General features: G+C 65.3%; 26 protein-coding genes. 18 read left to right on the top strand and 8 right to left on the bottom strand.

Going from position 1 to position 21,168, the window contains the following annotated elements; translation table 11 throughout:
• The first annotated feature begins 30 nt into the window (after window positions 1-30).
• The 5 genes from IG65_RS0114365 to IG65_RS0114345 all read left to right on the top strand — a co-directional run bounded on the left by IG65_RS0114365 (window position 31) and on the right by IG65_RS0114345 (window position 5,156).
• Window positions 31-225: a hypothetical protein gene (locus IG65_RS0114365; protein WP_030515411.1), complete on the top strand. Its 195-nt coding sequence runs from the start codon at window positions 31-33 to the stop codon at window positions 223-225.
• Window positions 226-286: 61 nt separating this feature from the next.
• On the top strand, window positions 287-1,708 hold the full coding sequence (locus tag IG65_RS0114360) for a serine hydrolase (RefSeq protein WP_197039839.1): 1,422 nt from the start codon (window positions 287-289) through the stop codon (window positions 1,706-1,708).
• A gap of 29 nt (window positions 1,709-1,737) precedes the next feature.
• The gene (locus IG65_RS0114355) at window positions 1,738-2,472 is read left to right on the top strand and encodes a MerR family transcriptional regulator (protein WP_036524436.1); all 735 of its coding nucleotides are present in this window, start codon (window positions 1,738-1,740) and stop codon (window positions 2,470-2,472) included.
• Between the two features lie 171 nt (window positions 2,473-2,643).
• Window positions 2,644-3,897, top strand: coding sequence for a cytochrome P450 (locus IG65_RS0114350; protein WP_030515408.1), 1,254 nt, complete (start codon window positions 2,644-2,646; stop codon window positions 3,895-3,897).
• An 11-nt stretch (window positions 3,898-3,908) separates the two neighbouring features.
• A complete protein-coding gene (locus IG65_RS0114345; protein ID WP_030515407.1) occupies window positions 3,909-5,156 on the top strand; it encodes a cytochrome P450 in 1,248 nt (415 codons plus the stop codon).
• Window positions 5,157-5,289: 133 nt separating this feature from the next.
• Here IG65_RS0114345 and IG65_RS0114340 read toward each other — a convergent pair whose 3' ends face one another.
• On the bottom strand, window positions 5,290-6,240 hold the full coding sequence (locus tag IG65_RS0114340) for a GlxA family transcriptional regulator (protein WP_030515406.1): 951 nt from the start codon (window positions 6,238-6,240) through the stop codon (window positions 5,290-5,292).
• A 72-nt stretch (window positions 6,241-6,312) separates the two neighbouring features.
• Here IG65_RS0114340 and IG65_RS0114335 point away from each other — a divergent pair, with 72 nt between their 5' ends.
• Window positions 6,313-6,648 carry a cupin domain-containing protein gene (locus IG65_RS0114335; RefSeq protein ID WP_030515405.1) on the top strand — a complete coding sequence of 112 codons (336 nt, stop codon included), beginning with the start codon at window positions 6,313-6,315 and terminating at the stop codon, window positions 6,646-6,648.
• 77 nt (window positions 6,649-6,725) lie between these two features.
• Here the strand turns inward: IG65_RS0114335 and IG65_RS38485 are convergent, their stop codons facing one another.
• The 3 genes from IG65_RS38485 to IG65_RS0114320 all read right to left on the bottom strand — a co-directional run bounded on the left by IG65_RS38485 (window position 6,726) and on the right by IG65_RS0114320 (window position 8,156).
• Window positions 6,726-6,863, bottom strand: a complete 138-nt coding sequence (locus IG65_RS38485; protein WP_197039838.1) for a hypothetical protein — start codon at window positions 6,861-6,863, stop codon at window positions 6,726-6,728.
• Window positions 6,864-7,068: 205 nt separating this feature from the next.
• Window positions 7,069-7,281 (bottom strand): DUF397 domain-containing protein, encoded by a 213-nt coding sequence (locus IG65_RS0114325; protein WP_030515404.1) that lies wholly within the window; start codon window positions 7,279-7,281, stop codon window positions 7,069-7,071.
• Window positions 7,278-8,156 carry a helix-turn-helix transcriptional regulator gene (locus IG65_RS0114320; RefSeq protein WP_030515403.1) on the bottom strand — a complete coding sequence of 293 codons (879 nt, stop codon included), beginning with the start codon at window positions 8,154-8,156 and terminating at the stop codon, window positions 7,278-7,280. The genes IG65_RS0114325 and IG65_RS0114320 overlap by 4 nt, the downstream gene beginning before the upstream one ends.
• Before the next feature lie 207 nt (window positions 8,157-8,363).
• Here IG65_RS0114320 and IG65_RS37745 point away from each other — a divergent pair, with 207 nt between their 5' ends.
• The 3 genes from IG65_RS37745 (at window position 8,364) to IG65_RS0114310 (ending at window position 11,075) form a co-directional block, all read left to right on the top strand.
• Window positions 8,364-8,714, top strand: coding sequence for a hypothetical protein (locus IG65_RS37745; RefSeq protein ID WP_156055601.1), 351 nt, complete (start codon window positions 8,364-8,366; stop codon window positions 8,712-8,714).
• Between the two features lie 155 nt (window positions 8,715-8,869).
• A complete protein-coding gene (locus tag IG65_RS0114315; protein ID WP_030515402.1) occupies window positions 8,870-9,427 on the top strand; it encodes a hypothetical protein in 558 nt (185 codons plus the stop codon).
• Window positions 9,428-9,902: 475 nt separating this feature from the next.
• Window positions 9,903-11,075 carry a cytochrome P450 gene (locus IG65_RS0114310; RefSeq protein ID WP_369801541.1) on the top strand — a complete coding sequence of 391 codons (1,173 nt, stop codon included), beginning with the start codon at window positions 9,903-9,905 and terminating at the stop codon, window positions 11,073-11,075.
• Here the strand turns inward: IG65_RS0114310 and IG65_RS0114305 are convergent.
• From IG65_RS0114305 to IG65_RS0114290, 4 genes are read right to left on the bottom strand one after another with little or no spacing between them, the layout of a single operon-like run.
• Window positions 11,072-11,536, bottom strand: coding sequence for a DUF3237 domain-containing protein (locus IG65_RS0114305; protein ID WP_030515400.1), 465 nt, complete (start codon window positions 11,534-11,536; stop codon window positions 11,072-11,074). The two genes, IG65_RS0114310 and IG65_RS0114305, sit on opposite strands and share 4 nt — an antisense overlap.
• Window positions 11,533-13,218, bottom strand: a complete 1,686-nt coding sequence (locus tag IG65_RS0114300) for a CocE/NonD family hydrolase (protein ID WP_030515399.1) — start codon at window positions 13,216-13,218, stop codon at window positions 11,533-11,535. The genes IG65_RS0114305 and IG65_RS0114300 overlap by 4 nt, the downstream gene beginning before the upstream one ends.
• Window positions 13,215-13,676: a MarR family winged helix-turn-helix transcriptional regulator gene (locus tag IG65_RS0114295; protein ID WP_030515398.1), complete on the bottom strand. Its 462-nt coding sequence runs from the start codon at window positions 13,674-13,676 to the stop codon at window positions 13,215-13,217. Before IG65_RS0114295 ends, IG65_RS0114300 begins: the two co-directional genes overlap by 4 nt.
• Window positions 13,673-14,911, bottom strand: a complete 1,239-nt coding sequence (locus IG65_RS0114290) for a flavin-dependent oxidoreductase (protein ID WP_030515397.1) — start codon at window positions 14,909-14,911, stop codon at window positions 13,673-13,675. Before IG65_RS0114290 ends, IG65_RS0114295 begins: the two co-directional genes overlap by 4 nt.
• 201 nt (window positions 14,912-15,112) lie before the next feature.
• Between IG65_RS0114290 and IG65_RS35875 the strand changes: the two genes are divergently transcribed.
• The 9 genes from IG65_RS35875 (at window position 15,113) to IG65_RS0114245 (ending at window position 20,966) form a co-directional block, all read left to right on the top strand.
• Window positions 15,113-15,631: a DUF3558 domain-containing protein gene (locus IG65_RS35875; protein ID WP_030515396.1), complete on the top strand. Its 519-nt coding sequence runs from the start codon at window positions 15,113-15,115 to the stop codon at window positions 15,629-15,631.
• Between the two features lie 10 nt (window positions 15,632-15,641).
• The gene (locus IG65_RS0114280; RefSeq protein ID WP_030515395.1) at window positions 15,642-16,019 is read left to right on the top strand and encodes a hypothetical protein; all 378 of its coding nucleotides are present in this window, start codon (window positions 15,642-15,644) and stop codon (window positions 16,017-16,019) included.
• Window positions 16,020-16,166: 147 nt separating this feature from the next.
• Entirely contained in the window at window positions 16,167-17,354 is a 1,188-nt protein-coding gene (locus IG65_RS0114275; RefSeq protein WP_156055598.1) for a hypothetical protein, read from the top strand.
• A 3-nt stretch (window positions 17,355-17,357) separates the two neighbouring features.
• On the top strand, window positions 17,358-18,164 hold the full coding sequence (locus IG65_RS0114270) for an ESX secretion-associated protein EspG (protein ID WP_030515393.1): 807 nt from the start codon (window positions 17,358-17,360) through the stop codon (window positions 18,162-18,164).
• A gap of 72 nt (window positions 18,165-18,236) precedes the next feature.
• Window positions 18,237-18,548 carry a WXG100 family type VII secretion target gene (locus IG65_RS34700; protein WP_036524433.1) on the top strand — a complete coding sequence of 104 codons (312 nt, stop codon included), beginning with the start codon at window positions 18,237-18,239 and terminating at the stop codon, window positions 18,546-18,548.
• Between the two features lie 10 nt (window positions 18,549-18,558).
• Window positions 18,559-18,861: a WXG100 family type VII secretion target gene (locus IG65_RS0114260; protein WP_030515392.1), complete on the top strand. Its 303-nt coding sequence runs from the start codon at window positions 18,559-18,561 to the stop codon at window positions 18,859-18,861.
• Window positions 18,858-20,141, top strand: a complete 1,284-nt coding sequence (locus IG65_RS0114255; RefSeq protein WP_051755969.1) for a hypothetical protein — start codon at window positions 18,858-18,860, stop codon at window positions 20,139-20,141. Before IG65_RS0114260 ends, IG65_RS0114255 begins: the two co-directional genes overlap by 4 nt.
• Window positions 20,141-20,551 carry a hypothetical protein gene (locus tag IG65_RS0114250; protein WP_030515390.1) on the top strand — a complete coding sequence of 137 codons (411 nt, stop codon included), beginning with the start codon at window positions 20,141-20,143 and terminating at the stop codon, window positions 20,549-20,551. The genes IG65_RS0114255 and IG65_RS0114250 overlap by 1 nt, the downstream gene beginning before the upstream one ends.
• On the top strand, window positions 20,529-20,966 hold the full coding sequence (locus tag IG65_RS0114245) for a hypothetical protein (protein WP_156055597.1): 438 nt from the start codon (window positions 20,529-20,531) through the stop codon (window positions 20,964-20,966). The genes IG65_RS0114250 and IG65_RS0114245 overlap by 23 nt, the downstream gene beginning before the upstream one ends.
• Window positions 20,967-21,168: the final 202 nt, after the last annotated feature.

The raw sequence follows: 21,168 nt of genomic DNA, 5'->3' as shown, positions 1-21,168 counted from the left end.
CTCTAGCACCTATTGAATTGGAGAAGTCCCATGAGCAAGCGATTCGCCGTCACCGTCCTGACCGCTGCCGCGCTGGCACTGCCGCTCGCAGCCACCGCACCGTCCGCGTCCGCCGCTACGCCCGGCACGGGTTCGTCCTCCGGTTCGGCCGATGCGCTGAGCAACCTGATCTGCCAGTTCCGCGACTACCTCGGCATGGGCGGATGCGTCTACCACATCCCCTGAAACAAGAAGTTCCGTCTTCGGCTTGACCTTGCCCCTGGGGCAGGGTTCGACGATGGTCCGCATGAACAACAACGCACTGCACACCGTCGCCGACCGAATCCGCCCGCAGGTGGCCGCCTTCTGTGAGTCGGACCAGGTTCCCGGCTACGTCGCCGGGGTCTGTCACGCGGGCGAGCAGGTCGTCGTCTCGCACGGGACCGCGAACCTCGCCACCGGCGCTCCGATGCGTGACGACACCGGCTTTCTCTTCGGTTCCGTCACCAAGGTGCTCACCACCACGCTCATGCTGCAGCAGGTCGAACGCGGGCTGCTGAAACTCGATGCGCCGGTGGTGGACTATCTGCCGGACTTCGCGCTCGGTGATCCTTGCGCCGCCGGCAAAATCCTTGTCCGGCATCTGATCTCACACACCAACGGCATCGATGCGGACTTGTTCTTCCCCGATGTGGAGGGCCGCGATGCCCTGAAACACTACGTCGAGGGCCTCGCGAGGTGCGGCACCCTGTTCGAACCCGGTGAACAGCTCAGCTACTCCAACGGCGGCATGATCGTCGCCGGCCGACTGCTCGAGGTGGTGACCGGCATGCCCTACCCGGACCTGCTCCAGCGGGAGTTGTTCGGACCGGTCGGCATGACGACGTCGAGTACTTCTGCGCGACAAGCGATTCTGCGCAGCACGGCGGTCGGACACTTCATCGATCCGGAAACGGGGGGCGTCGAGCCGACCGGCATGTTCATGCTTCCCGACACCTGGGGACCGGCCGGCGGCACCCCGATAGGCACGGTCGCCGACCTGCTGGCGTTCGGGCGCACGCACCTCACCGGTGGCATCGCGCCGACCGGCGCCCGGATCCTGTCCGCGGAGTCGACCGCGACGATGCAACGAGTGGCCCACGATATGAACACCCCGAACGTCCCGCCGATGGGTCTGGGGTGGGTGCGATACCCGTTCGGCGCCACCACGGTGCTGGCGATGTCGGGCGCCTCGCCGGGCGGGGTGTCCATCCTGTGCGTCGTCCCCGAACACGACCTGGTCTTCACCGCCTTCGGCAACACCTCGGGAGCGATCCTGCTGCACGACCGGCTGCTGCGGTGGCTGCTGACCGAGCATCTCGGCATCGAAATCCCCACACTCGTCGATGCATTCGACACCGAGGTCGACCTCACCCCGTATGCGGGCACCTACCGGTCCGGGCAGCTCCGCGTCGACGTCGACATCGTCGACGGGCAGCTCGAGGAGCGCGTGACCTACGAACCCGACGACGCGACGCAGGAACGCATCTTCACCGCGTTCGCCGGTGGCGCGACCTCGGCGCCGCCGCAACGCTACGTCCCGGTCCGGCCCGGCCTGTTCGCCCCCGCGGGCTATCCGCCGGAGATCTTCGACGGTTACCTGCGGTTGCTGCTCGTCTCCTACCACGACATTCGCGACGGTCGCGCCCGCTTCCGCAATGCCGGCGGCCGCCTGACCCGGCGTTCCTGATCGTCCCGGCGCGCGGAAGGATGTCTCCTATGCTCACGATCGGACAGCTCGCGGACTATGCGGGGGTGACCGTCAAGGCCGTGCGCCACTATCACCAGCGCGGCCTGCTCGCCGAACCCGACCGCGACGCCTCCGGCTACCGCCGCTACACCGCGCAGCACGCTATCGACCTGGTCAAGATCAGAACACTGGCCCACGCCGGGGTGCCGCTGGCCCGCGTCAAGGATCTGCTCGACGCCGACCCCGGCGCCCTCGCGGCGGCCCTCACCGAGATCGACCACGACCTCGAACAGCGCATCGAGCAGCTGCGACGAACCCGGGAGCAACTCACCCAGCTGCGCGGCGGAGACCGCCTCTATGTGTCCGCGGACGTCGCCGACCACCTCGATGAACTGCGCGAACTCGGCGTCAGCGAACGCCAGATCCAACTCGAACGCGATGGTTGGATCCTCATGCAGACCGCCTCACCCACGGCGGCCGCCGCATGGATCGCCGAAAAGCGCACACTGCTCGACGATGCCGAATTCCGCGCCATCTATCTCGACTACGACGCGGTCTACGATTGTTGCCCGGAGGACCCGCGCCTGCCCGAGCTGGCGGCGCGGACGCGAGAGTGGTTCGCGCGCCGGGACAATGCGACGACCGTCGTCCCGGACCACGATGCGACCATTGCCCAGCTGGCGGTCCAGTCGCAGCCAGGCGCGACGTCCCCGGCGTGGGATCGGCTCGCCGAGCTGATGCGGGAGCCGGACGAGGGGAAGTGACAGGAGCTCGCCGCAGCAACCTGCACGCAACAAACTACCGTGTTGTCTGTTTTGTCAAAAACATTGAATTACAACGGTTTCCGCTAGGGTGTCGGCCGTGCCCATACAACGAATGGCAGGCAATCTCGCAGGACATCCGACAGGACACGCAACATCTCGCGCGGGGGACGCATGCTGAACGACGCAGACGCGGTACGTAGCAGCGCCCGGCCGGCCGATCACGGTTCTCCGGCGCATTCCGCGGAACCGCAGATCCGGTTGGACACTACCGACTTCGCGGCCGACCCGCACCGCGCCTACGAATCCATGCGCAGCCGTGGGCCACTGGTGCCGATCGAGCTGGCGCCCGGCGTGCCGGCCACACTGGTGATCGAATATCAAGCGGCGCTGCAGATTTTGAACGACGAGGCTCGCTTTCCCGCCGATCCGCGCCGGTGGGAGAAGAACGCTCCGCCGGACTGCCCGGTGACCCCGATGCTCGGCTATCGGCAGAACGCGCTGCGCACCGCGGGCGCGGAACATGCCCGTTACCGGCGCACGATCACCGACGCGCTGGACACCGTCAATTTGCACAAGGTGCACGGCGCGGTCGCACGCGCGGCCGACGCTCTCGTCAACTCCTTCTGTGAGCGCGGCACCGCCGATCTGCGGATGGATTACGCCTTCCCGCTGACCTTCCGGGTTCTCAGTGAGCTGATGGGCTTCCCCGAAGACGCCGCATCCGCGGCCTACCAGGGGATGGCCGCGATGCTGGACGGGGTCGGCGCCGAAGAAGGTCAGCAGCGGTTCATCGAGGCGCTGCTCGCGGTGGTCGAGCAGAAGCGCGAGCGCCCCGGCGACGACCTGACCTCGCGACTGCTGACCCACCCCGAGGGCCTCGACCCCATGGAGATGGTGAACCAGGCCGCGTTGTTGTTCTCGGCGGGCACGGAACCGACCTGCAATCTGATCCTGAACACGCTGCTGCTGTTGATGGCCGACGAAGAGTACGGCGGCAACGTGCTCAGCGGCGCCATGGACACCCGCGACGCCATCGACGAGGTGCTGTTCGCGGACCCGCCGCTGGCCAATTTCTGCATGACGTATCCCAGACAGCCGCAACTCATCGGCGACGTGTGGTTGCCGGCCGATCAGCCGGTGGTCGTCAGCTTGGCGGCATGCAACACCGATCCGCATATCGTCGGCGGTGACCGGCGCGGAAACCGGTCTCACCTGGCGTGGGGAGTCGGCCCGCACTCGTGCCCGGCGCAGCCGCTCGCGCAGACGATCGCGCGGCAGGCCATCGATCTGCTGCTCGATGCGCTTCCGGATATTCGCCCGGAAGTTCCTGCGCAGCAACTAAGTTGGAGGACCGGGCAGTTTCACCGCGCCTTGGCAGCCCTGCCGGTGGTGTTTCCCGCATGCCCACCGATGCGTCTCACCTGATGGAGGGTCCGATGACAGATACGCAGCCGCTGGTGCTGGATCCCAGTGCCGCCGACATCCAGGGCGAGCTGGCCCGTATTCGCGCTCGCGGCCCGGTCGCCCAGGTGGTGCTGCCCGGCGGCGTGCCGGCCTGGTCGGTCACCGACGCCACCGTGCTCAGGCAACTGCTCACCGATCCGCGTGTCTCCAAGGACGCGCATCAGCACTGGCCGCGGTTCATCGACGGTGAGATCGGCCCGGACTGGGTGATGTTTCCGTGGGTGGCGGCGAGAAATATGCTCACCACCTACGGCGAGCAGCATCAGCGGCTGCGCAAACTCGTGGCACCGGCGTTCACGAACAAACGCACCCAGGCACTTCGGCCGCGGATCGAAGCGTTCGTCACCGAACTGCTCGACGAGTTGGCCGCTGTCACCGGCGGCGAAATCGTCGATCTGCGTGCGGGTTTCGCCACCGCGCTGCCGATTCGCGTCATCGGCGAACTGATGGGCGTTCCGGCCGGGATGGATGATCAACTGCGCATCCACGCGGACGGAATTCTCGATACCAGCCTCGACCCCGCCGAAGTCGGTGCGCATTTCGGGGCACTGTTCGTCCTCATGGAAGAACTGTTGCGGCACAAGCGTGAGAACCCGGGCGACGACCTCACGACGGTTCTGATGAACGCCCACGACGACGCGGACGGATCGCGGCTAGACGAACAGGAGTTGCGTGACACGCTGCTGCTGATCATCACCGCCGGCCACGAAACCACCGCGAACCTACTGGACCACAGCATTATCGGCCTGCTCACCCATCCGGAACAGCGGAAGGCAGCTCTCGCAGAACAGATTCCGTGGGCGGAGGTGGTCGAAGAAGGACTTCGTTGGAATGCGCCGCTGGCGCATATGCCGATGCGATTCGCCGTGGAAGACATCGACATCGCCGGTGATCCCGGCGGTGTGCGGATCAACCGGGGAGATGTGATCATCGCGTCCCTGGCCGGTGCGGGGCGTGATCGGAAACTGCACGGCGACAACGCCGATGCGTTCGATGCCGGGCGGCGGTCGAAAGAACACCTCGCATTCGGGTACGGGGTGCATCATTGCCTGGGGGCGCCGCTGGCGCGGCTCGAGGCGACGATAGCGCTCCCTGCTCTGTTCGCGCGGTTCCCCGATATGGAACTCGCGGTGGATCCTGCTGAGCTGCGGCCGATTCCGAGCATTGTCACCAATGGGCATCGGGAGGTTCCGGTTCACCGGGCGGCGCACCAATCCTGATCGCCGCCGATCGAAAGATGGCCGCGGGCAGAAGAAACCGGCCGGCCGGAGTCCTGCAGAAGGCTGTGCGAGCTGGCGTAAGCCTGCCGGGCGCTGACGTACCGCCGGCGACTGCCTGTGTGAGAGGCGATATCTACGCGGTGCCGGCGGTCGGTGTGCGGAACGCGCGCCGATACGCGCCCGGCGTGGTGCCGACCTGGTCGCGGAAGCGGCGGCGCAGATTGACCGCCGAGCCCAGCCCTACCCGGACGGCGATGGCGTCGACCGGTAAGTCCGTGTCCTCCAACAGAACTCGCGACCGCGCCACCCGACGCTCCAGCAACCACCCACCCGGACTGGTACCGAGCAGATCGGCGAACCGGCGCGCCAGCGTACGCGGGGAGACGTTGATATGCGCGGCCATATCGGCGACCGACAGCGATGTCTCGAGCCGCGCTTCCGCCCATTGCAACAGACCGTCGAATCCGTCCTCGACCGGCGACGGCGGCGCGTACTGAACCTGACCGCCATCGCGATGCGGCGGCATCACCATGTGCCGCGCGATCAGTGCGGCATGCGCGGCCCCATGATCGGTGCGAACCAGGTGCAGGCACAGGTCGATTCCCGCACCCGCCCCCGCACTCGTGGCCACATCGCCATGGTCCACATACAGCCGATCCGGCTCCACCCGAACCCGCGGAAACTCCCGCGCCAATTGCCCGGCCCGCGCCCAGTGCGTCGTCGCCGAACGCCCGTCCAACAGTCCGGTCCGCGCCAACGCGAACACCCCGGAACAGATCGTCACCAGCCGTGCCCCACGGCCATGCGCGCGAACCAGCGCCCGCCGCACCGCACCCGACAGGGGTGTCTCCACCGGCAGCCACCCCGGAATGATCACGGTATCCGCCGAGTCCAGCGCCGCCAGCCCTCGAGTCACCGATATCGCATAGCCCGCAGTCGTGGGCACCGCACCCGGCGCCTCCGTGCACACCTCGAACTCGTAGTGCTGCGGCACCCCTTCTCTGGGGGTACCGAAAACCTCCACGGCACAACCGAGTTCGAACGTCGACTGCACCGGCCGCACCAACGCCACCACACGATGCATGGCAAGAATGTACCCCTCGACGTCATCTCAGACACTGTCGATGACACATCGGCATCCGGCACCGTGGCAACTATGAACCCCGAGATCCTCGCCCAGCCCGGCTACACCTGGACAAACCTCGCAGACGCCCCCAGCCGCGAACTTTTCCCGGGCATCCGGCAACGCCAACTGTGGAAAGGCGACAACGGCGCCCACGCCCACGTCCTGGAAATGGACCCCGGCACCTCCTGGCCCCGCCACGACGTGCACGAACCCGGGCCGGAGGAAGTCTACGTCCTGACCGGCACCTTCAACGACGGCGCGCGCGACTACCCGGCAGGCACCTTCATCCATGCCCCGGCGGGAAGCTGGCATGTTCCGGCGAGCGAGACGGGGTGCACCCTGTTCCTCTTCTATCCCGAGGGGTAGTCAGGCCCGGCGGCCGCAATCGGCTCAGAACTCCAGGTCGGACCAGGGAATACTGATCGGGAACGGATGATTGATGGTCACCGCGCCGGCGTCGTGGGGGACCAGGCGCCGGCCAGGACGTAGTTGGCGCGGTGCAGCACGGTGATGCCGGAGTCCGGAGGCTTCACTTCGGGGATGAGCGTGTAAGCGAGTTGGAACCCGGGCGTAGAAAGCATTTCGCAAGTGCTGTTCCGGCTACAGCTTCACGAAGAAGTCGCGTGAGAACTGTCGGTGTCCCGGTGTCGTTTTGCGCGCAGCGCGGATTCGGGAGCGTTTCGCATCTCCGGTGTCGATCGGCACGCGTCTCATGGGGTCGTGACCTACGAGACGCGTGACAATCGGTGGCCGGTGACGTGATTGCGAATATGCGCGGCGGGGCCGCTAGGCAGTCGGATCGGTGAGCCTGCCGTGTTCTACGGCGGCGGTGAAGGCGTCCCAGTCCGCTGGAGTGAAGGCGAGTGCGGGTCCTGCCGGATTCTTCGAATCGCGCACACCGACCATGCCGTCGGCGAGGAAGGCGACCTCGACGCAGTCCTGGCTGCCGCCGCTGTGGCTGCTCTTGAACCAGCGAGCCGTGGATAGATCAGCGCTCACTTCGCGAACTCCCTTGCCTTGTCCCGCAGCATTTTTCTGCTGTCCTGCTCGTTCAACGCTACCTGTCCAAGGGCCGCGTGCGCAGTGCGATACCGCTGCACGAGATCTGCATCGTCGAAGTACATCGCTCCCGTATAACCCTCGGCATATACGACGGGAGGTTCGGCCTGGCGGCCGTCACCGGACTCTCCGAAGCTCAGGATCGTGAAAGGACCGGTCAAGTCACCCAGCGGGAGGCCGGCGGCGAACGGCAGAACTCGGATTCGGATATTGGGTCGAGTTCCGGCATCGGCGAGGTAGCGCAGTTGTGCATCCATGATTCGCCGGTTCCCGATGACCCTGTGCAGCGCCGACTCGTCGAGGATGATGTCGGCCGGTACGGGATCCGACTTCTTGGTCAGCAAAACTTGGCGACGCACCCGCATCTCGACCCTACGGGCGATCTCGCCGTCCGATTCCGACGGATGCGCCTGCCGGGTGACGGTTCGCGCGTAGTCGGGTGTCTGAAGCAGCCCAGGTATGAGTTCTTGGAATGAAATCAGCTTCGCGGCAGCTGCTTCCAGGCCCATGTAGACATCGAAGCTGACCGGTATCAAATCCCCGTACTGATGCCACCAGCTCTTGCTGTTCCCCTGCTGGGCAAGCCCTTTGAGCGCCTCGGTTGTCGTCTCGTCGGCGCCGCAGACTTGGCAGATCGCGTCGACGTCCCACAACCGGATCCGGTCGGCGGTGCCGGTCTCGAGGCGCTGGACCGTCGTGGCGCCGCGTTCGATGCGGCGCGCGAGTTCCGCGATCGTCAGTCCGGATCCCTGACGTAGCTCCCGCAGATACCGTCCGAGCTGACGGCGGGGGAGCGTCGAACTGATATCCACCATGACGAGCTGCCTCCTTTGGATGCGGCGATCCGGGGTTGTGGATGGGCACCGCGCGGTTCTGGGACGACGAGCTTGGGCTTCTGATGAATCGGAACGGATTATCCATCGTGGCTTGTGAGCTCGCCGTCAATTCACTGTGCTGGGAACGCATTTGGGGCCGAGCCTGCTGCACAGCGTCGGCCCCTCCCATCGAACCGAGGCATCGCAGTGATGACAGCAGATCGAGTGGAACGGCCCGAGTTGGAGGATTCGTTGGCACGCACACACGGACGAGATCACGCGGCAGTTGGCGAGCGTATCACCGAGGCCGACGGATTGCGTGCGGTATGGCGATCGACGCGAAATCCTCTCGGCCGCATCGAGATAACGGCCGTGATCGATGCGGACGCGCGATCGCAACAGGTTGCGACGTTCGCGCCCGGTACGGACCTCGCTCAGGCGCGTGAACGGTATCCGAAGTGGAATCGATTGTGGGACAACGTCAAGCGTGATTACTGGGCAGACATAGCCGCTTCGGCCGGCTGCGCACCGGTGACAGGAGGGGAGAACCTTCGGTGAAAGATGCGAACCCGATGCGAGGCGCTTCATCCGAAGTCGCCGCATGCTTGCCTGATCGCGGCGCGAGATCCGCACCGGACGAGGGTTTTCGCCAGCGCCTTCCCGGCCGTGTCAAATGGGCTGCTGTTCGAACGTCGATCGCGAAGAACCAGGAAATGAAGGGCTGGAGCGCAACCGGCGAAGAGGCGGAATCGGTGGCGTCGCTGCGGAAGGTCGCCGGTGCGCTGGCAGTGATGTCGGTCGCGCGCAGCAAAGCTGTCGGGCTGGTACGTACGGAGATCTCGGGTCCCGACGCAGCGGGGCACGACCTCGAAATCCAATGTTTCGCTCATCAACTCGGATTTCGCTGGCTGTGCACATTGCGCCCACCCGAGGGGATGCGCGATCCGATCGGCGACATCCTCGCGATCGCGGCGGGGATGGGCGCGGCGGCCATCCTCGTGTTCGACCTGGCCCATGTCGACGATCTGCCCGAACGCGTGACCGCCGACTTCGATTTGGCCACCGTCGCACCACCCCGGTTGTGGCTGCGTGGAATGACGCAACCGTATGTCGTAGAGCCGCCACCGGTGAACGACTGCACCTGGGAGCCCACCCACCTCGAACGAGACTGTGCGCGCCGCTTGTGGGAGATCCACGTTGACTGTTTCCCCGGCTGCCTGGCCGGACTGGCCGCGAGCGCGGCGCTGTCGGCACTGGACGAGGTGGACTGATGTGGCCGAACTATTCGTGCAAACCTCCGTCGCTTATGCGGAAAACTCGCACATCGGGCCGAGTTTGCACGAAAAATTCGGACCACAGTGTTCGCCTGTAGGTGCACCCGTCGCTGCGCCGGGATGCCTCTACAAAATGCACGGCGGGGCCGACCAGCTGGGTGTAGCCAGGCGGCTGCCGCCACGCGCGAAGTGGTCAATAGACCAATGGAATAGCGCTGCCGCAGGGTGCGGGCCTTCTGCTCACAAGACGCCTGTCCCTTTTACGAAAACGCTAGCTGGAGGGCTGCCACAGCCCCTATTCTCACCAAGCACGAGGTGACGCTGTCGGCTGACGGCGAATCCCCTGCCGCGCTTGTTGGTTCATTCTCTGGAGTCACCCCCTTTGTCAACCCCACCTTCCGACCTGTCTGCGGCCCCCGGCTGCCCGGTTCATCAGGCCGGCACACCCTTCGATACAGACGGCCCCCGAATCGTGCTGGACACACCGGCATTCGTCGCCGACCCCCATCGCGCGTACGAAGCGATGCGCCGCCGTTTCGGCTCGATGGTGCCGATCGAGCTGGCGCCCGGCGTACCGGCGACCCTGGTCATCGGCTATCACACCGCGTTGCAGATCCTCAACGATCCCGACCATTTCCCGGCCGACCCGCGGGCGTGGGAGCGAACCGTTCCCGCGGATTGCCCGGTCCGGCCGATCATGGAGTGGTACCCGAACGTCATCCGCAGCGCGGGCAGTGCGCATGCGCGGTATCGGCAGGCATTCACGGCGGCCTTCGACAGGGTCGATCTGCACGAATTGCACACCACCGTCGAGAAGATCGCCATCCCGCTGATCAACGAGTTCTGTGAGTCGGGTTCGGCGGATCTGGTGTCGCAATACGCGTTTCCGCTGGCTTTTGAGGTACTGAACCGTATGGTCGGCTGTTCGGCGGATCTGGGCCGGCGCGTGGCCACCGGGATGGCGGCGATCTTCGACACGGTGAACGCCGCATGGGGTATGGAACATATGAGTCAGGCGCTGATGGAGCAGGTGCAGCTGCGCCGCGCCGCGCCCGCCGACGATGTCACCTCGCATCTGGCCCACCATCCGGCCAAGCTCAACGACGAGGAGATGGTTCGCAACCTGATCGTCTTCTACGGCGGGGGCATCGAACCGCAGCAGAATCTGATCTCCAACACCCTGTTGCTGATGATCACCGACGAGCGTTTCGGCGGCGACATCCTCGCGGGCAGCCTGTCGACTCGCGATGCGCTCGACGAGGTGCTGTTCACCGATCCGCCGCTGGCCAACTTCTGCATGACCTATCCTCGCCAGCCGATTCTGATCGAAAACACCTGGCTACCCGCCAACCAACCGGTAATTATCAGTCTGGCTGCCTGCAATAACGATCCCGAGATCGCGGGTGGCGATCGCACCGGTAATCGCTCGCATCTGGCCTGGGGTGCGGGCCCGCATGCGTGTCCGGCCCGTTCGGTGGCGTATCTGGTGGTGCAGGATGCGATCGATCAGCTGCTCGACGCGCTGCCGGAAATCCGCCTCGCCGTCGATCCGAGTGAGATCAGTTGGCGGCCTGGGCCGTTCCATCGCTCGATGACGGCATTGCCGGTCACGTTCCCGCCGTCACCTCGTCTGCAGCTGGCTTAGGTGAGGCGGTAGGCGATGTAGCGGACCGTGTTCGCTTCCCGAATCGCCGATGCGACGAAGAGCGAATGTTCCAGTTCCGCGAGGCGCGAATCGGACGTCTCCAACCGTACGACCAGACGGAAATAGTAGTCTGACGGGTCGACCGGATCTCCCCGCAACAGAGCATTCAGCACCTCCGGCGCTCCGCTGCGGATGCCGGAGGTCCGGAGGTAGATGTGGCCGCCGTCCGCGGTGCGCGCCGAGTAACGGGTGTCGATTTCGATGGCGCCGTCGGGGCGGATCACTTGCCAGTCCGCGCCGCCGGGAAGGATGTGGGCGTCGAACAGGCCGCTGACCCGGCCGCCGACGATCGGTACCACGCGGCGGTGGCCGGCGCGGGTCACACCATGGTCCTCCGGTGGGCCGAGGCGTGCCTCCACCTGGAACGCCACCTCCAAGCCGGGGACTGCCGGGGCGCTCACGACGACCACACCGGCAGTTCGATCCGCGACGCAGACGCCGGGGCGTGTGAAATCTCCTGCGTCGCAGAGTGAATGGTGGCTGCGGTGGCGGCCGGCTCGCCGGATCCGGGATTGCGGGCGTATCGCGGGTGGGCGCCGGAGCTGATCTGCACGCTGATGCGGTGGCCGGCCTCGAACCGATGGAAGGTGGGCCACAGCCGCACCTCGATATCCCGGAAACCGTCGGCGTCCGGGGCCGGGTCCGTGTCGGCCGTGGCGATACTGCCGATGCGGCGAATACCGTCACAGACCGTCATCGACCGTCCGTCGGGGTGGAGATCGCAGATCCGGACGAAGATGTCGGCGCTGGCTTGTGACGAGCGAAAGCTGATGCGCGCCACCGGTTCTCCGGCGACCGTGACCGGGCTGGTGAGCGGCTCACCACGGAATACGGTGACGTCGGGGCGGCGCTCGTGTGCGGCGTTGTCGACCGGGGCCGAGGTGGGGCCCAGGCTGGGGCCGCCGACAGCGGGCGTGGGATCGGCGGGGTCGTAGACGTAGCTGGTGATGCCGCCCTCCGGGAGAGCCGGGCCGAGTTTGCGCGGCGCGTGCAGATGCAGCGTCTCGCTCGTCGTGCCGGGCGGTGGCCAGCTGTGCAGGTCGTGCCATTGTTCGGCGCCGGTGAGATACGCGCGCACGGGTGCGACCCGCTTGCTCGGAGCATCGGCGAAATGCTCCTTCAGGAACTCGACGGTCTCGCGAATCGTCGGCGCGCCCATATCTCGGGTGAGATGTCCCCAGGGGCCGACGGTGAGGCGCGGGGGCCGTCCGGCTTCGGCGAGCTGCGCGTAGTTGCGCAGCTGCCAGGGCAGGAAGATGTCGTACCAGCCGGTGATCATGTACACCGGCGCGGTGACATCGGGAACCGAGGCGGTATGTGACTGCTGGGTCCAATACTCGTCGGTGAGCCGTTCGTGAGCGACCCAGTCCTGGTACCAGTGCACCCGGCGACCGTTCGCGGCCACATCGCCGCCCGACAGGGGGAGCACGTCGAATGCCTTGCGCAGCTTGCGATCCGGACGCAGCTGGCCCAGCACCAGGGCGAGCAGCTGCCGGTGGATCATCCGGTCCATCATCTGCGTCCAGCCGAGTGCGTTGCGCAGCGCGAACGCGGCGTTGTCCCAGGTGATGGCGCCGAAATCGGGCATCGTCACGATCAGGCACAACGCATCGGGCGCGATATCCGGGTCTTCCTTCTGCAGCTTGCCGGCCACCGCCCACTGCGTGAAGCCCATATAGCTGGGGCCGAAAGTGACCACCTGCCCTGTGCACCAGTCTTGTTCGCGAACCCAGCGGTGGGTGGCGATACCGTCGCGCTGCTCATCGATCTGCGGGGTGAACACACCGCCGGATCCCCAGGTTCCGCGGCAGCTCTGGAACAGCACCGGAAACCCCTCGCGGGCCAGGGCACGAGCATGGCCCGCGACGGGGCCGCTGCGTCCGTACGGGCCGCGGATCACGATCGTGGGCAGCCGCGGATCCGTGTCGCCGATCGGTGTGATCAGGTCGGCGAGCAACTCGACACCGTCGTCCATCGGGACGCGCAGGTTCTTTCGGATGGCGATGTCGTACGGGCCGGGGACGAGTCCCTTGATGATTCGCGCTTGTATCCACCGCGAAAGGCGCTGGCGGGGCGTGCTCATTCGGTTTCCTCCGAGGTCTGGAGTCGGTGGAGAGCCTCGCGCAGGCGTTCGAGCGCGGGGAGGGCGGCGGCCAGCGCGGCGCGGTCCTCGGGAGCGAGAGTCGCCGCCGCGGCGGTGATGAGGGCGCCGCTGGCCTGGTCGAAGCGGGCGAACAGATCGTGAGCCCGGGCGGTGGTCGCGATCTCGACGTGGCGGCGGTCGCCGGGCCGGGGGCGGCGTTCGATCAAGCCGTTCGCCTCCATCGCGGTAAGCAGGTTGCTGACAGTAGGGCGGCTCAGCCCGAGTCGTTCGGCCACTTCGCTCGAGGTGCTGACGGTGCCCGGTGGCAGGGCGCGGACGATTTCGATCTGCGCGTCCGGAATCTCCGGAAGACGTTCGGCGGCACGGGCTGCGGAGAGCAGGCTTCGGCGCAGCGGTGAGATGACCGATGCCAGGCGTGCGGGATCGAGATCGGTCACTGGATGTTCCCCTCGCTGGACGGCGGAGTCAGTGACGGCCGGGCGTTGAGGGTGTCGGGGTGGAATCCGGCGGCCTTCTTGTACCCAGTCGCGATGGCGGCGAGCTCCTCTGGAGAGATCACGTCGTGGATGTGTGTGAATCCGTTCGGCGCCCGTTCGTGGGCCAGAACCATGACCTGCTCGGGGCCCTGCTTGCGATTGCTGTGCACCAGGGCTGTCGTGGCGGGGCGCCGATCCTGCTCGTAGGCCGCGAGAGCCTCGTCCGGGGTGCGGGCGGTGGCGAGGTGGAACGCGAGGGTGCGAGCGTCGAGGATGGCTTGCGATGCTCCATTCGAACCGTTCGGATACATCGGATGCGCCGCATCGCCGAGCAGGGTGGTTCGTCCGTAGGTCCACCGGTCGAGCGGATCACGGTCGACCATCGGATATTCGAGAATTTCTTCTGCGGCACAGAGTAATTCGGGAACATCGAGCCACGGGAACCGCCACTCGCGGAACAGCTCCACGATCTGCGCCGGTGCGACCGTGCGGTTCCAGTCGGCGTTTTGCCCACCGAATCCGACGGTCCGGCGCTCGGCGATGAAATTGATGGCGTCGCGGATCGGATATGCGACGAACTTCTGCTCGGCGTCACCGGCCATGATCATCGTGCGGCCGTCGAGGAAGCCGGGCAGCTTGGCCGTCCCGCGCCATAGCGTCAGCCCGTTCCATACCGGCGGGCCCTCGTCCGGCCGGTGCTGGTGGCGCAGGGCCGAATGGATACCGTCGGCGCCGATGATCAGATCGGCGTCTATGCTCAATTCTCCTGTCGCCGTAGCGAAGTGGACTCGACCTTCGGCATCGGCAGCAACGAGGCGATGTCCGGTGCGAACGGTCTGCGCGCCCAGCCTTTCGCGCACGGCGTCGAGCAACTCCATCTGCAACCTGCCGCGGTGCACCGACAGTTGCGGCCAGTGGTAACCGGCATCGAGGCCGCGAGGCTCGCACCAGATCTCCTGGCCGAACCGGTTGTAGTAGGCCAGATTTCGTGGCGCCGCGCCCAACGCGGCCGCCCGCTCACCGAGTCCGAGTTCGGTCAGCTCACGCACGGCATGCGGAAGCAGATTGATCCCGACGCCGAGCGGCCGCAACGCCTCGGCGCGCTCGTACACGGCGATATCCCGGAACCCGGCCGCATGCAGGCTCAGGGCCGCGGCGAGGCCGCCGATACCGGCGCCGACGATCACGATCCTCATAGTGAGCAGTTTTGCAACAAAACTAATCGGGGTCAATGGGGGCGGTCTTCTGCCGTCCGCTGGGCGTGCACCGGACCTCCCTGACTCTTGTGATGATCAATAAGGGGAACCGAGTCGCCGTCGCGTGCGTCCTAGACTCCAGGAGGATGTGTGCGCGGGGACCAACGGGAGGCATCGGTGATACGTAAGGCGGCTACGGCTGTGCTGGCGGCTGCGGTGGTGTTGGTGGGGACCGGGTGTTCCTCGTCGACTTCGGGGACGGCGTCACCGGAGACGGGTGATCCGAAGGGGGCGACTGCGGCGTTGTGGGACCCGTGCACGCAGGTCACGGATGACGTGTTGCGGCAGGTCGGCGTTGATCCGAACACGCGGGAATCCGGTATCGGGGGAGTGGCCGTCGACGGGTGGAAGTCGTGCACCTGGCATGACACCCCCAACTGGGAGTATTCGCTGACGGCTTGGTCATCGGTCAACTCCATCGACGACCTCAAGCAGAAGGATGGCAACACCGGCTTCGTCGACACAACTGTTGCTGGGCGGTCAGGCGTTCAGTACAAGGGCAACTCCGGGGCGAATGGTGAACAGTGCTTCGTCTCGTTCCCGGCGAAACAGGGCATCGTAGAAGTTTCGGTGTTGAACGTAACGACTCGTACGTCGGTATCCGCGTGTGACCGTGTTTCGTCCGCAGCTGCCGTGATCGTTCCGATTCTGCCGCGCTGAAGGGTTTCCTATGAGCTCGAATGACGACGTCTCTTTGTGGAAGCACCTGGCCGAAGAGTCGAAGGCTGGGCGACTCGATCTCGATCCGTCTGTGTCCCGCGACTGTTTGAAAGCCTGCGAGGACCAGATTCAGGTTTACAAGGAATGTCAGACGATGCTCGGCAACATGACGCACGTCACCGGGCTCGGCGACTTTCCAGCGGCAGATCAACTCGCAAAGATGTTGGGCGCGAAGGCGAAAGGTGGAGAAGGAGACTTCAACACTGCTTTCACCGAGCATATTCAGGTGCTCGAGCTCATCCGCGACACCATCAAGCACTCCGTCGACCGCCTCGTCGACCACGATCAGCAGAACGCCGGCACCATCGCCGGCTCCGAGAACCACTGACCGGGGGAGCACATGGTACTTCCACTCGTCCCGCTGGTTGCTGCCCTCTGGGAGCAGCACAAGGGCGGTCCGCCCGACTCTTTCTCGAATGCGCAGGGCGATCAGAGTCCCGACGCGACCGCCGCGCGCAACCGGATCAATCAGATCGTGAACGGCGGATTCGGAGGGCAATACCAGAACCCGCAGGTCGCGCAGGACGCGTACAAGAATCCGCAGAATATCGACAATCTGTACGACCGCATTCAGAAGATGCAGCCGAGCACCGTCGTGACGTTGCACAACTTCTGGGAGGGGCTGCGGAACAAAATCGAGAACGGGCACAACACTTTCGGGCCGCAGATCCAGAAGGCCATTCAGGAGAAGTGGCAAGGGGCCGCGGCGCAGAAGACCGCCGAGGGCATCAAGAGTTTCACCGACAAGGAGAAGGATCTGGTGAGCTCCGCCCAGTTGGTCAGTGAGAAGGTGAAGTTGGTGCGCTCGGCGGTGGAGATCACCAAACCTGCCGCGCAGCCGACCCCGCACACGAGTTGGACCAGCGATCTTGCCGGCTGGGTGCCGGGGCCGACGTGGAAGCTCAACGACCACCGCAAAACTCAGGCCAACGCGGCGAACGAACACTTGATCAACAATGTGTTCTACCCGGCCGTCCGCGAAAGTGACACGCAGGTGCCTCTGGCGCCTCGACCGTACAATCCCGTGAATACGCCGGACGACAACACGGAATGGAAGCCGCCGGGAGTTCCGTCGGTGGGCCCACCCTCGAAAGGCCCCGACGATGGCCACGGACCCGGCGATACCAATCAGCCCAAACCGCCGAGTCCTGATCAAGGTCCCGGCGATGGCACCACGCCGAGCCCTGTCGACTCGTCGACACTGAGTAACTCGATGCAGAATCCCGCGAATACCACCTCGGCGAGCGCTACCCCGGCTGGATGGGATCCGTCGGCGGCGGGTGCGCAGACCACCCCTTCTTCGGTGACACCTGGCGGAATCGATCCGCGCACCGGGCTCCCGTACGGATCGGGTGGACCCGGCGTCACGGGAACCTTTGGCGGGTCAGGGAATTCGGCCGGTCGCGGGACGTCGGTGCCCGGTTCGGGTGCCCAGGGGCAGGGGACAGCTCGCGGCTTGTCTGCCGGAGGGGGCAAGGGCGCCGCCGGTATGAACGGTATGCCCGGCATGATGCCGCCCGGCGCCAAGTCGAAGAAAGAGGACGAGAAGACCCACAAGTCCAAGATCAGCGAGGAGCTGGTGTCACGGGACAACGGTGACGAACTGACCGGCCTCTCCGAGGAGCAGCGGCAGAAGACCGTCCCGCCGGTCTTGGGTGAATAGCCCATGGCAGGTTGGACTTTCAGCGCGCTCGGCTTCACCGTCCTGTGGCGTGCCGCCGGACACGACGTCCTGCCGTATCCCTTGCAGTTTCGCTCCACCGCCGAGACCTCGGACGAGCTGGAAGCCCAGTGGAAATCCGAAGCCGCCGACCTCGCCGGCCGCATCGACGACAACGCCGAAGCCGCGGTGCGCATTCTCCACGGCCCGGAATCACGGATCGAGATCGCCGGATTCGCCGCCGCGGCAACAGGTTCCGGCGACCTCGAGCAGATGGGCGATCCGCGTCATCGCGTCCGCATCCACGCGGCCGTGCACTACCGGCAGGCGGTCCTGGTCACCCAGCAACCCTCGTCCGACCCGGAATCCGGTGGGACCGTGCGGATGTCGCTCCTGCGCGCCGAAAACCTCACCCGCCACCTGCTCGCCGCCATCCCCGGCCATCCCCGAGGCACCCGCCCCGCCCTCCAGGTCAACCGCGCCGACCTCACCGACGACGACCGCCCCTACACCGCATTCCACGACGATGCCCCCCGCTCACCACGCGACGAAGCCGCCCGCTTCTTCGAACGCCCCCGCAGCACCGTCCTCCACGTGGCCGTCTGCCCCGGCCCCGCCTGGGACCGCCGCCCCACCCCCGCCCGCGACTTCCACATCATGGACTACTCGGACGGTCGCTACCTCGTCCGCCACACCAAACACGACCTCCGCGCCGACCCCGCAGACACATCCATCATCCAGAACCACCTGCAACGCCTCATCGACGCGACCGTTCAAGGATTCCGTGAGGACAACGATCCGAGTTACGCGTGAGAGCCTGGCCCCTGGGCCGCCTAGCCTGCACTTCTGTAGGTTGTGCCGGAGGCTTACGAAGAGGGGGGAACGATGAGCAATCCTGAACCGGGTGTCTCGGCCGACCTGGAGCAGGTGAAGTCGTTGGGTGTCGCGGCGCTCGGGATCGCGAATCAGTGCCGCGACGGGTTGACCGCCCTGGAAGCCGACGTCCGCGAGGTACTGGAAGGCTGGACCGGTAACAACTCGGACGCCTTCTCCGCTGGGTGGGACGAGTTCCATCAGGGTGCGGTCGAGGTATGGGATGCGCTGGCCGAGTTGGCATCCAAGCTCGGGGTAACCGCCGACACTCTCCGTACGACGGATCAATCATCGGCCACCGGAATCAGCTTGAACATGTCCTGAGGGGGATCACATGACACCGGACGCACGCCGATTCTCGGTGGACCTCGACAAGCTCGACTCTCTGGCCGCGCGGATTCGCGGATTCGCCGGGTTCATCGACGACCAGTTGAAGGCGATCGACGCGAAAGCCAAAGAAGCCGAAGGGCGTTGGACCGGTGCCGCGGCGACCGCCTACAGCGAGGCGCACCGTGAGTGGCTGACCGGTGCGGCCGAACTCGCCCACGGCCTGAAGACTCTCGAGGACGCCGTCAAACACGTCCACGAAGCGCATACCACTGCCGTCTCCGACAACTTGAAGATCCTCGGCGTATGACGAAGCTCGACGTCGACCCGAAAACCTACTATCAGGCCGCGACCAATTGTTTCGATGCGGCGGCCGCGCTTCGCGACAGCTTTCTGTTCAATTTCAACGAACTATCCACTTGCGGCTCCATGGCCGGCGTGGACCAGGACGGACAGAAATGGGCCCAGTCGTATAACTCGGCGGCATGGGAGGCGGTCGGCTTCTTCGAGGACGTCCACAGCACGCTCAACGCCTACGGGACCGCGCTCAACGACATCGGCTTCAACCACGCCCAGTCCGACGCGACCTTGAAAGGCACACCGCAGCCGGACCGCCCCACCGACCCGCCCGTCCCGGTGTTCGGTCCCTTCTCTGTTCCCGCCTCGGCGGGCGGCCCCGGCCACGGCATCGTCGACGCCGGAATAGATATGGCCAGCCACATCGGCATCCCGGTGCCCGACGGCGATACCGGAAAGCTCGAGAAGGCCGCAGACGCCTGGGACCGGCTCGGAACGATCTATCAGAACACCAACGCGCGCGACAAGGTGACCATCGCATCCACGTTGTTCGACGACGTCACCTCACCCGACGCGGTCCACATCAAAGACGACCTGAAAGCCCTGTCCGACAACATCGATGCCCTCCTGACCTCCTGCACCCAGATCCGCGATTCCTGCCGCGCCTACCAGGACGCCCTGAAGGAACTCCGGGACGAAATCAAAGGCTTCCTCGAAAGCCTGGTCCAAGAACTCGCGATCGATGCCGCCATCACAATCGGCCTGTCCCTCATCAGCTTCGGTGCGGGCGCGGTGACGGCAGTCAAGGGTGCGGAGACGGTCAAACACTGGGCGACGAAGATCAAGGAGGGCATCACCGCATGGCGAGGGCGCAAGGCCCTGCAGATCGCGGGGCTCAAGCAGGAGTCGAAAGACGCTCTGGTCAAGGCGCGTAAGGCTGTGCGAGACCTGTATGAGCGGTTGAAAAGCCGCGTCAGGGAAGGTAAGGGCAAGGCTGCGCCGAAACCAGGGCCTCGGAGTGCCGATGAGGTGAGGAGTAGCCTCGATTCTCGGACAAGGCCGGGAAAGAACAAGCCGAACCGAGAGATGGACACCGATGCGCAGATCCGCCAACTGTACGAGGATTTGACCCGTGATGGTGAGGAGATCGATGTCGGACGCTTTCCGGGGCGCGGGTCCAGGTTGCCGGATGGAACTGAAATAAAGATCCGTGACAAGAGTGAATCTGGTGGGGTTACGATCGAGATCAAATATCCCGATCGCAAGAGGATAGTGAAGGTGCATTTGCCGTGATGGAAAAGTTGGAAAGCTTCCTTCTGTATCACGTGTCGGATGATTGGGCGCCCATCGGCGAATTCGACGGAACAGTCGAAGCGGTGGCGCCGGGTGAGTATTCGCGTTCTAATGTACTCGCCATTATCAAAGAGTTGACCGATAACGGGTTCATCCGGCTCGGGGCCTTTCCTGGTGGTGGCCGGAGCTGGGAGCCGTGGGATGTCTCGGTCGACGAGGCCATCCATCGAATCTCTCACGGCTACAACGGCACGCCGGGATATCTGGACATTGCCGAGGACGAGATAGGGTCGTGCGAAATCTTTCGCGCCGCGATCACCGAGACCGGCAGGGAGCGGTTGCGCGCGCTGGGGGATCCCTACGAAAAATATGGGGACCCTTGGGAAGATGATCCCTACCTTCATTCATAAATTGACCAGTCAGTATCCGTCCCAAGTCACGTTGCGGGCACTGCTCGACTTGTCGTACAGCGCAGACTGGCAGAAGCGCGTCGACGTGGCAGAGAAGCTTGGTGCGTTGGTAGATGAGCCGGCGGCGGGGGAACGCTTGACCGAATTGCTGCATGATCCCGGAGATATCGCGGTTCAGACGGCTGCTGCGAACGCCCTGACTAGACAGGGAGGCGTGGCCGGACTGTTGGCCGTCCTCGGCGAGATCGGGAGGCGATCCGATGATGCCGACGTCGACTACATCGCGTACCTGCTCTATGGCATGGAGGGTATGGGGGAGTATCCCGTCCTCGAGACTGCTTCGAAGATCCCCTCCGAGGCGATGACGGACAACGCACGAATCGGGTTGGCGAGAATCGAACGGTTGCTCGGATGAGATTGATTCGACGTGCTCGGGCCGTGTTGGTTGGTGCGGGGCGATCCGAATGGGGCGCGGGATCGCAGAGGGCATGATCGGCAGCGCCTCGCAAGCAGCGCGAAACGTGTTCTGTGGGAGTAAATTTCGTTCCAACGAGGTTGTGTGGAGAGCGTCTGTCGCGGCGAATCTCGACCGACGCTTCGGCCATGACCACCAGGTG

The sequence above is a fragment of the Nocardia sp. NRRL WC-3656 genome, assembly GCF_000720265.1.
Lineage (GTDB): Bacteria > Actinomycetota > Actinomycetes > Mycobacteriales > Mycobacteriaceae > Nocardia > Nocardia nova.
Note: the sequence above shows the minus strand (reverse complement) of the source record. Positions and strands in the feature narration are given on the sequence as shown.

Excerpts from the sequence above, each read along its gene's own strand:
- IG65_RS0114260 (WP_030515392.1), top strand. The coding sequence starts at position 18,559 with ATGACACCGGACGCACGCCGATTCTCGGTGGACCTCGACAAGCTCGAC.
- IG65_RS0114340 (WP_030515406.1), bottom strand. The coding sequence starts at position 6,240 with ATGCATCGTGTGGTGGCGTTGGTGCGGCCGGTGCAGTCGACGTTCGAA.
- IG65_RS0114345 (WP_030515407.1), top strand. The coding sequence starts at position 3,909 with ATGACAGATACGCAGCCGCTGGTGCTGGATCCCAGTGCCGCCGACATC.
- IG65_RS0114365 (WP_030515411.1), top strand. The coding sequence starts at position 31 with ATGAGCAAGCGATTCGCCGTCACCGTCCTGACCGCTGCCGCGCTGGCA.
- IG65_RS0114355 (WP_036524436.1), top strand. The coding sequence starts at position 1,738 with ATGCTCACGATCGGACAGCTCGCGGACTATGCGGGGGTGACCGTCAAG.
- IG65_RS0114250 (WP_030515390.1), top strand. The coding sequence starts at position 20,141 with ATGGAAAAGTTGGAAAGCTTCCTTCTGTATCACGTGTCGGATGATTGG.
- IG65_RS0114335 (WP_030515405.1), top strand. The coding sequence starts at position 6,313 with ATGAACCCCGAGATCCTCGCCCAGCCCGGCTACACCTGGACAAACCTC.
- IG65_RS0114245 (WP_156055597.1), top strand. The coding sequence starts at position 20,529 with ATGATCCCTACCTTCATTCATAAATTGACCAGTCAGTATCCGTCCCAA.
- IG65_RS0114290 (WP_030515397.1), bottom strand. The coding sequence starts at position 14,911 with ATGAGGATCGTGATCGTCGGCGCCGGTATCGGCGGCCTCGCCGCGGCC.
- IG65_RS34700 (WP_036524433.1), top strand. The coding sequence starts at position 18,237 with ATGAGCAATCCTGAACCGGGTGTCTCGGCCGACCTGGAGCAGGTGAAG.
- IG65_RS0114315 (WP_030515402.1), top strand. The coding sequence starts at position 8,870 with ATGAAGGGCTGGAGCGCAACCGGCGAAGAGGCGGAATCGGTGGCGTCG.
- IG65_RS0114300 (WP_030515399.1), bottom strand. The coding sequence starts at position 13,218 with ATGAGCACGCCCCGCCAGCGCCTTTCGCGGTGGATACAAGCGCGAATC.
- IG65_RS0114270 (WP_030515393.1), top strand. The coding sequence starts at position 17,358 with ATGGCAGGTTGGACTTTCAGCGCGCTCGGCTTCACCGTCCTGTGGCGT.
- IG65_RS0114360 (WP_197039839.1), top strand. The coding sequence starts at position 287 with ATGAACAACAACGCACTGCACACCGTCGCCGACCGAATCCGCCCGCAG.
- IG65_RS38485 (WP_197039838.1), bottom strand. The coding sequence starts at position 6,863 with ATGCTTTCTACGCCCGGGTTCCAACTCGCTTACACGCTCATCCCCGAA.
- IG65_RS0114320 (WP_030515403.1), bottom strand. The coding sequence starts at position 8,156 with ATGGTGGATATCAGTTCGACGCTCCCCCGCCGTCAGCTCGGACGGTAT.
- IG65_RS0114350 (WP_030515408.1), top strand. The coding sequence starts at position 2,644 with ATGCTGAACGACGCAGACGCGGTACGTAGCAGCGCCCGGCCGGCCGAT.
- IG65_RS0114280 (WP_030515395.1), top strand. The coding sequence starts at position 15,642 with ATGAGCTCGAATGACGACGTCTCTTTGTGGAAGCACCTGGCCGAAGAG.
- IG65_RS0114255 (WP_051755969.1), top strand. The coding sequence starts at position 18,858 with ATGACGAAGCTCGACGTCGACCCGAAAACCTACTATCAGGCCGCGACC.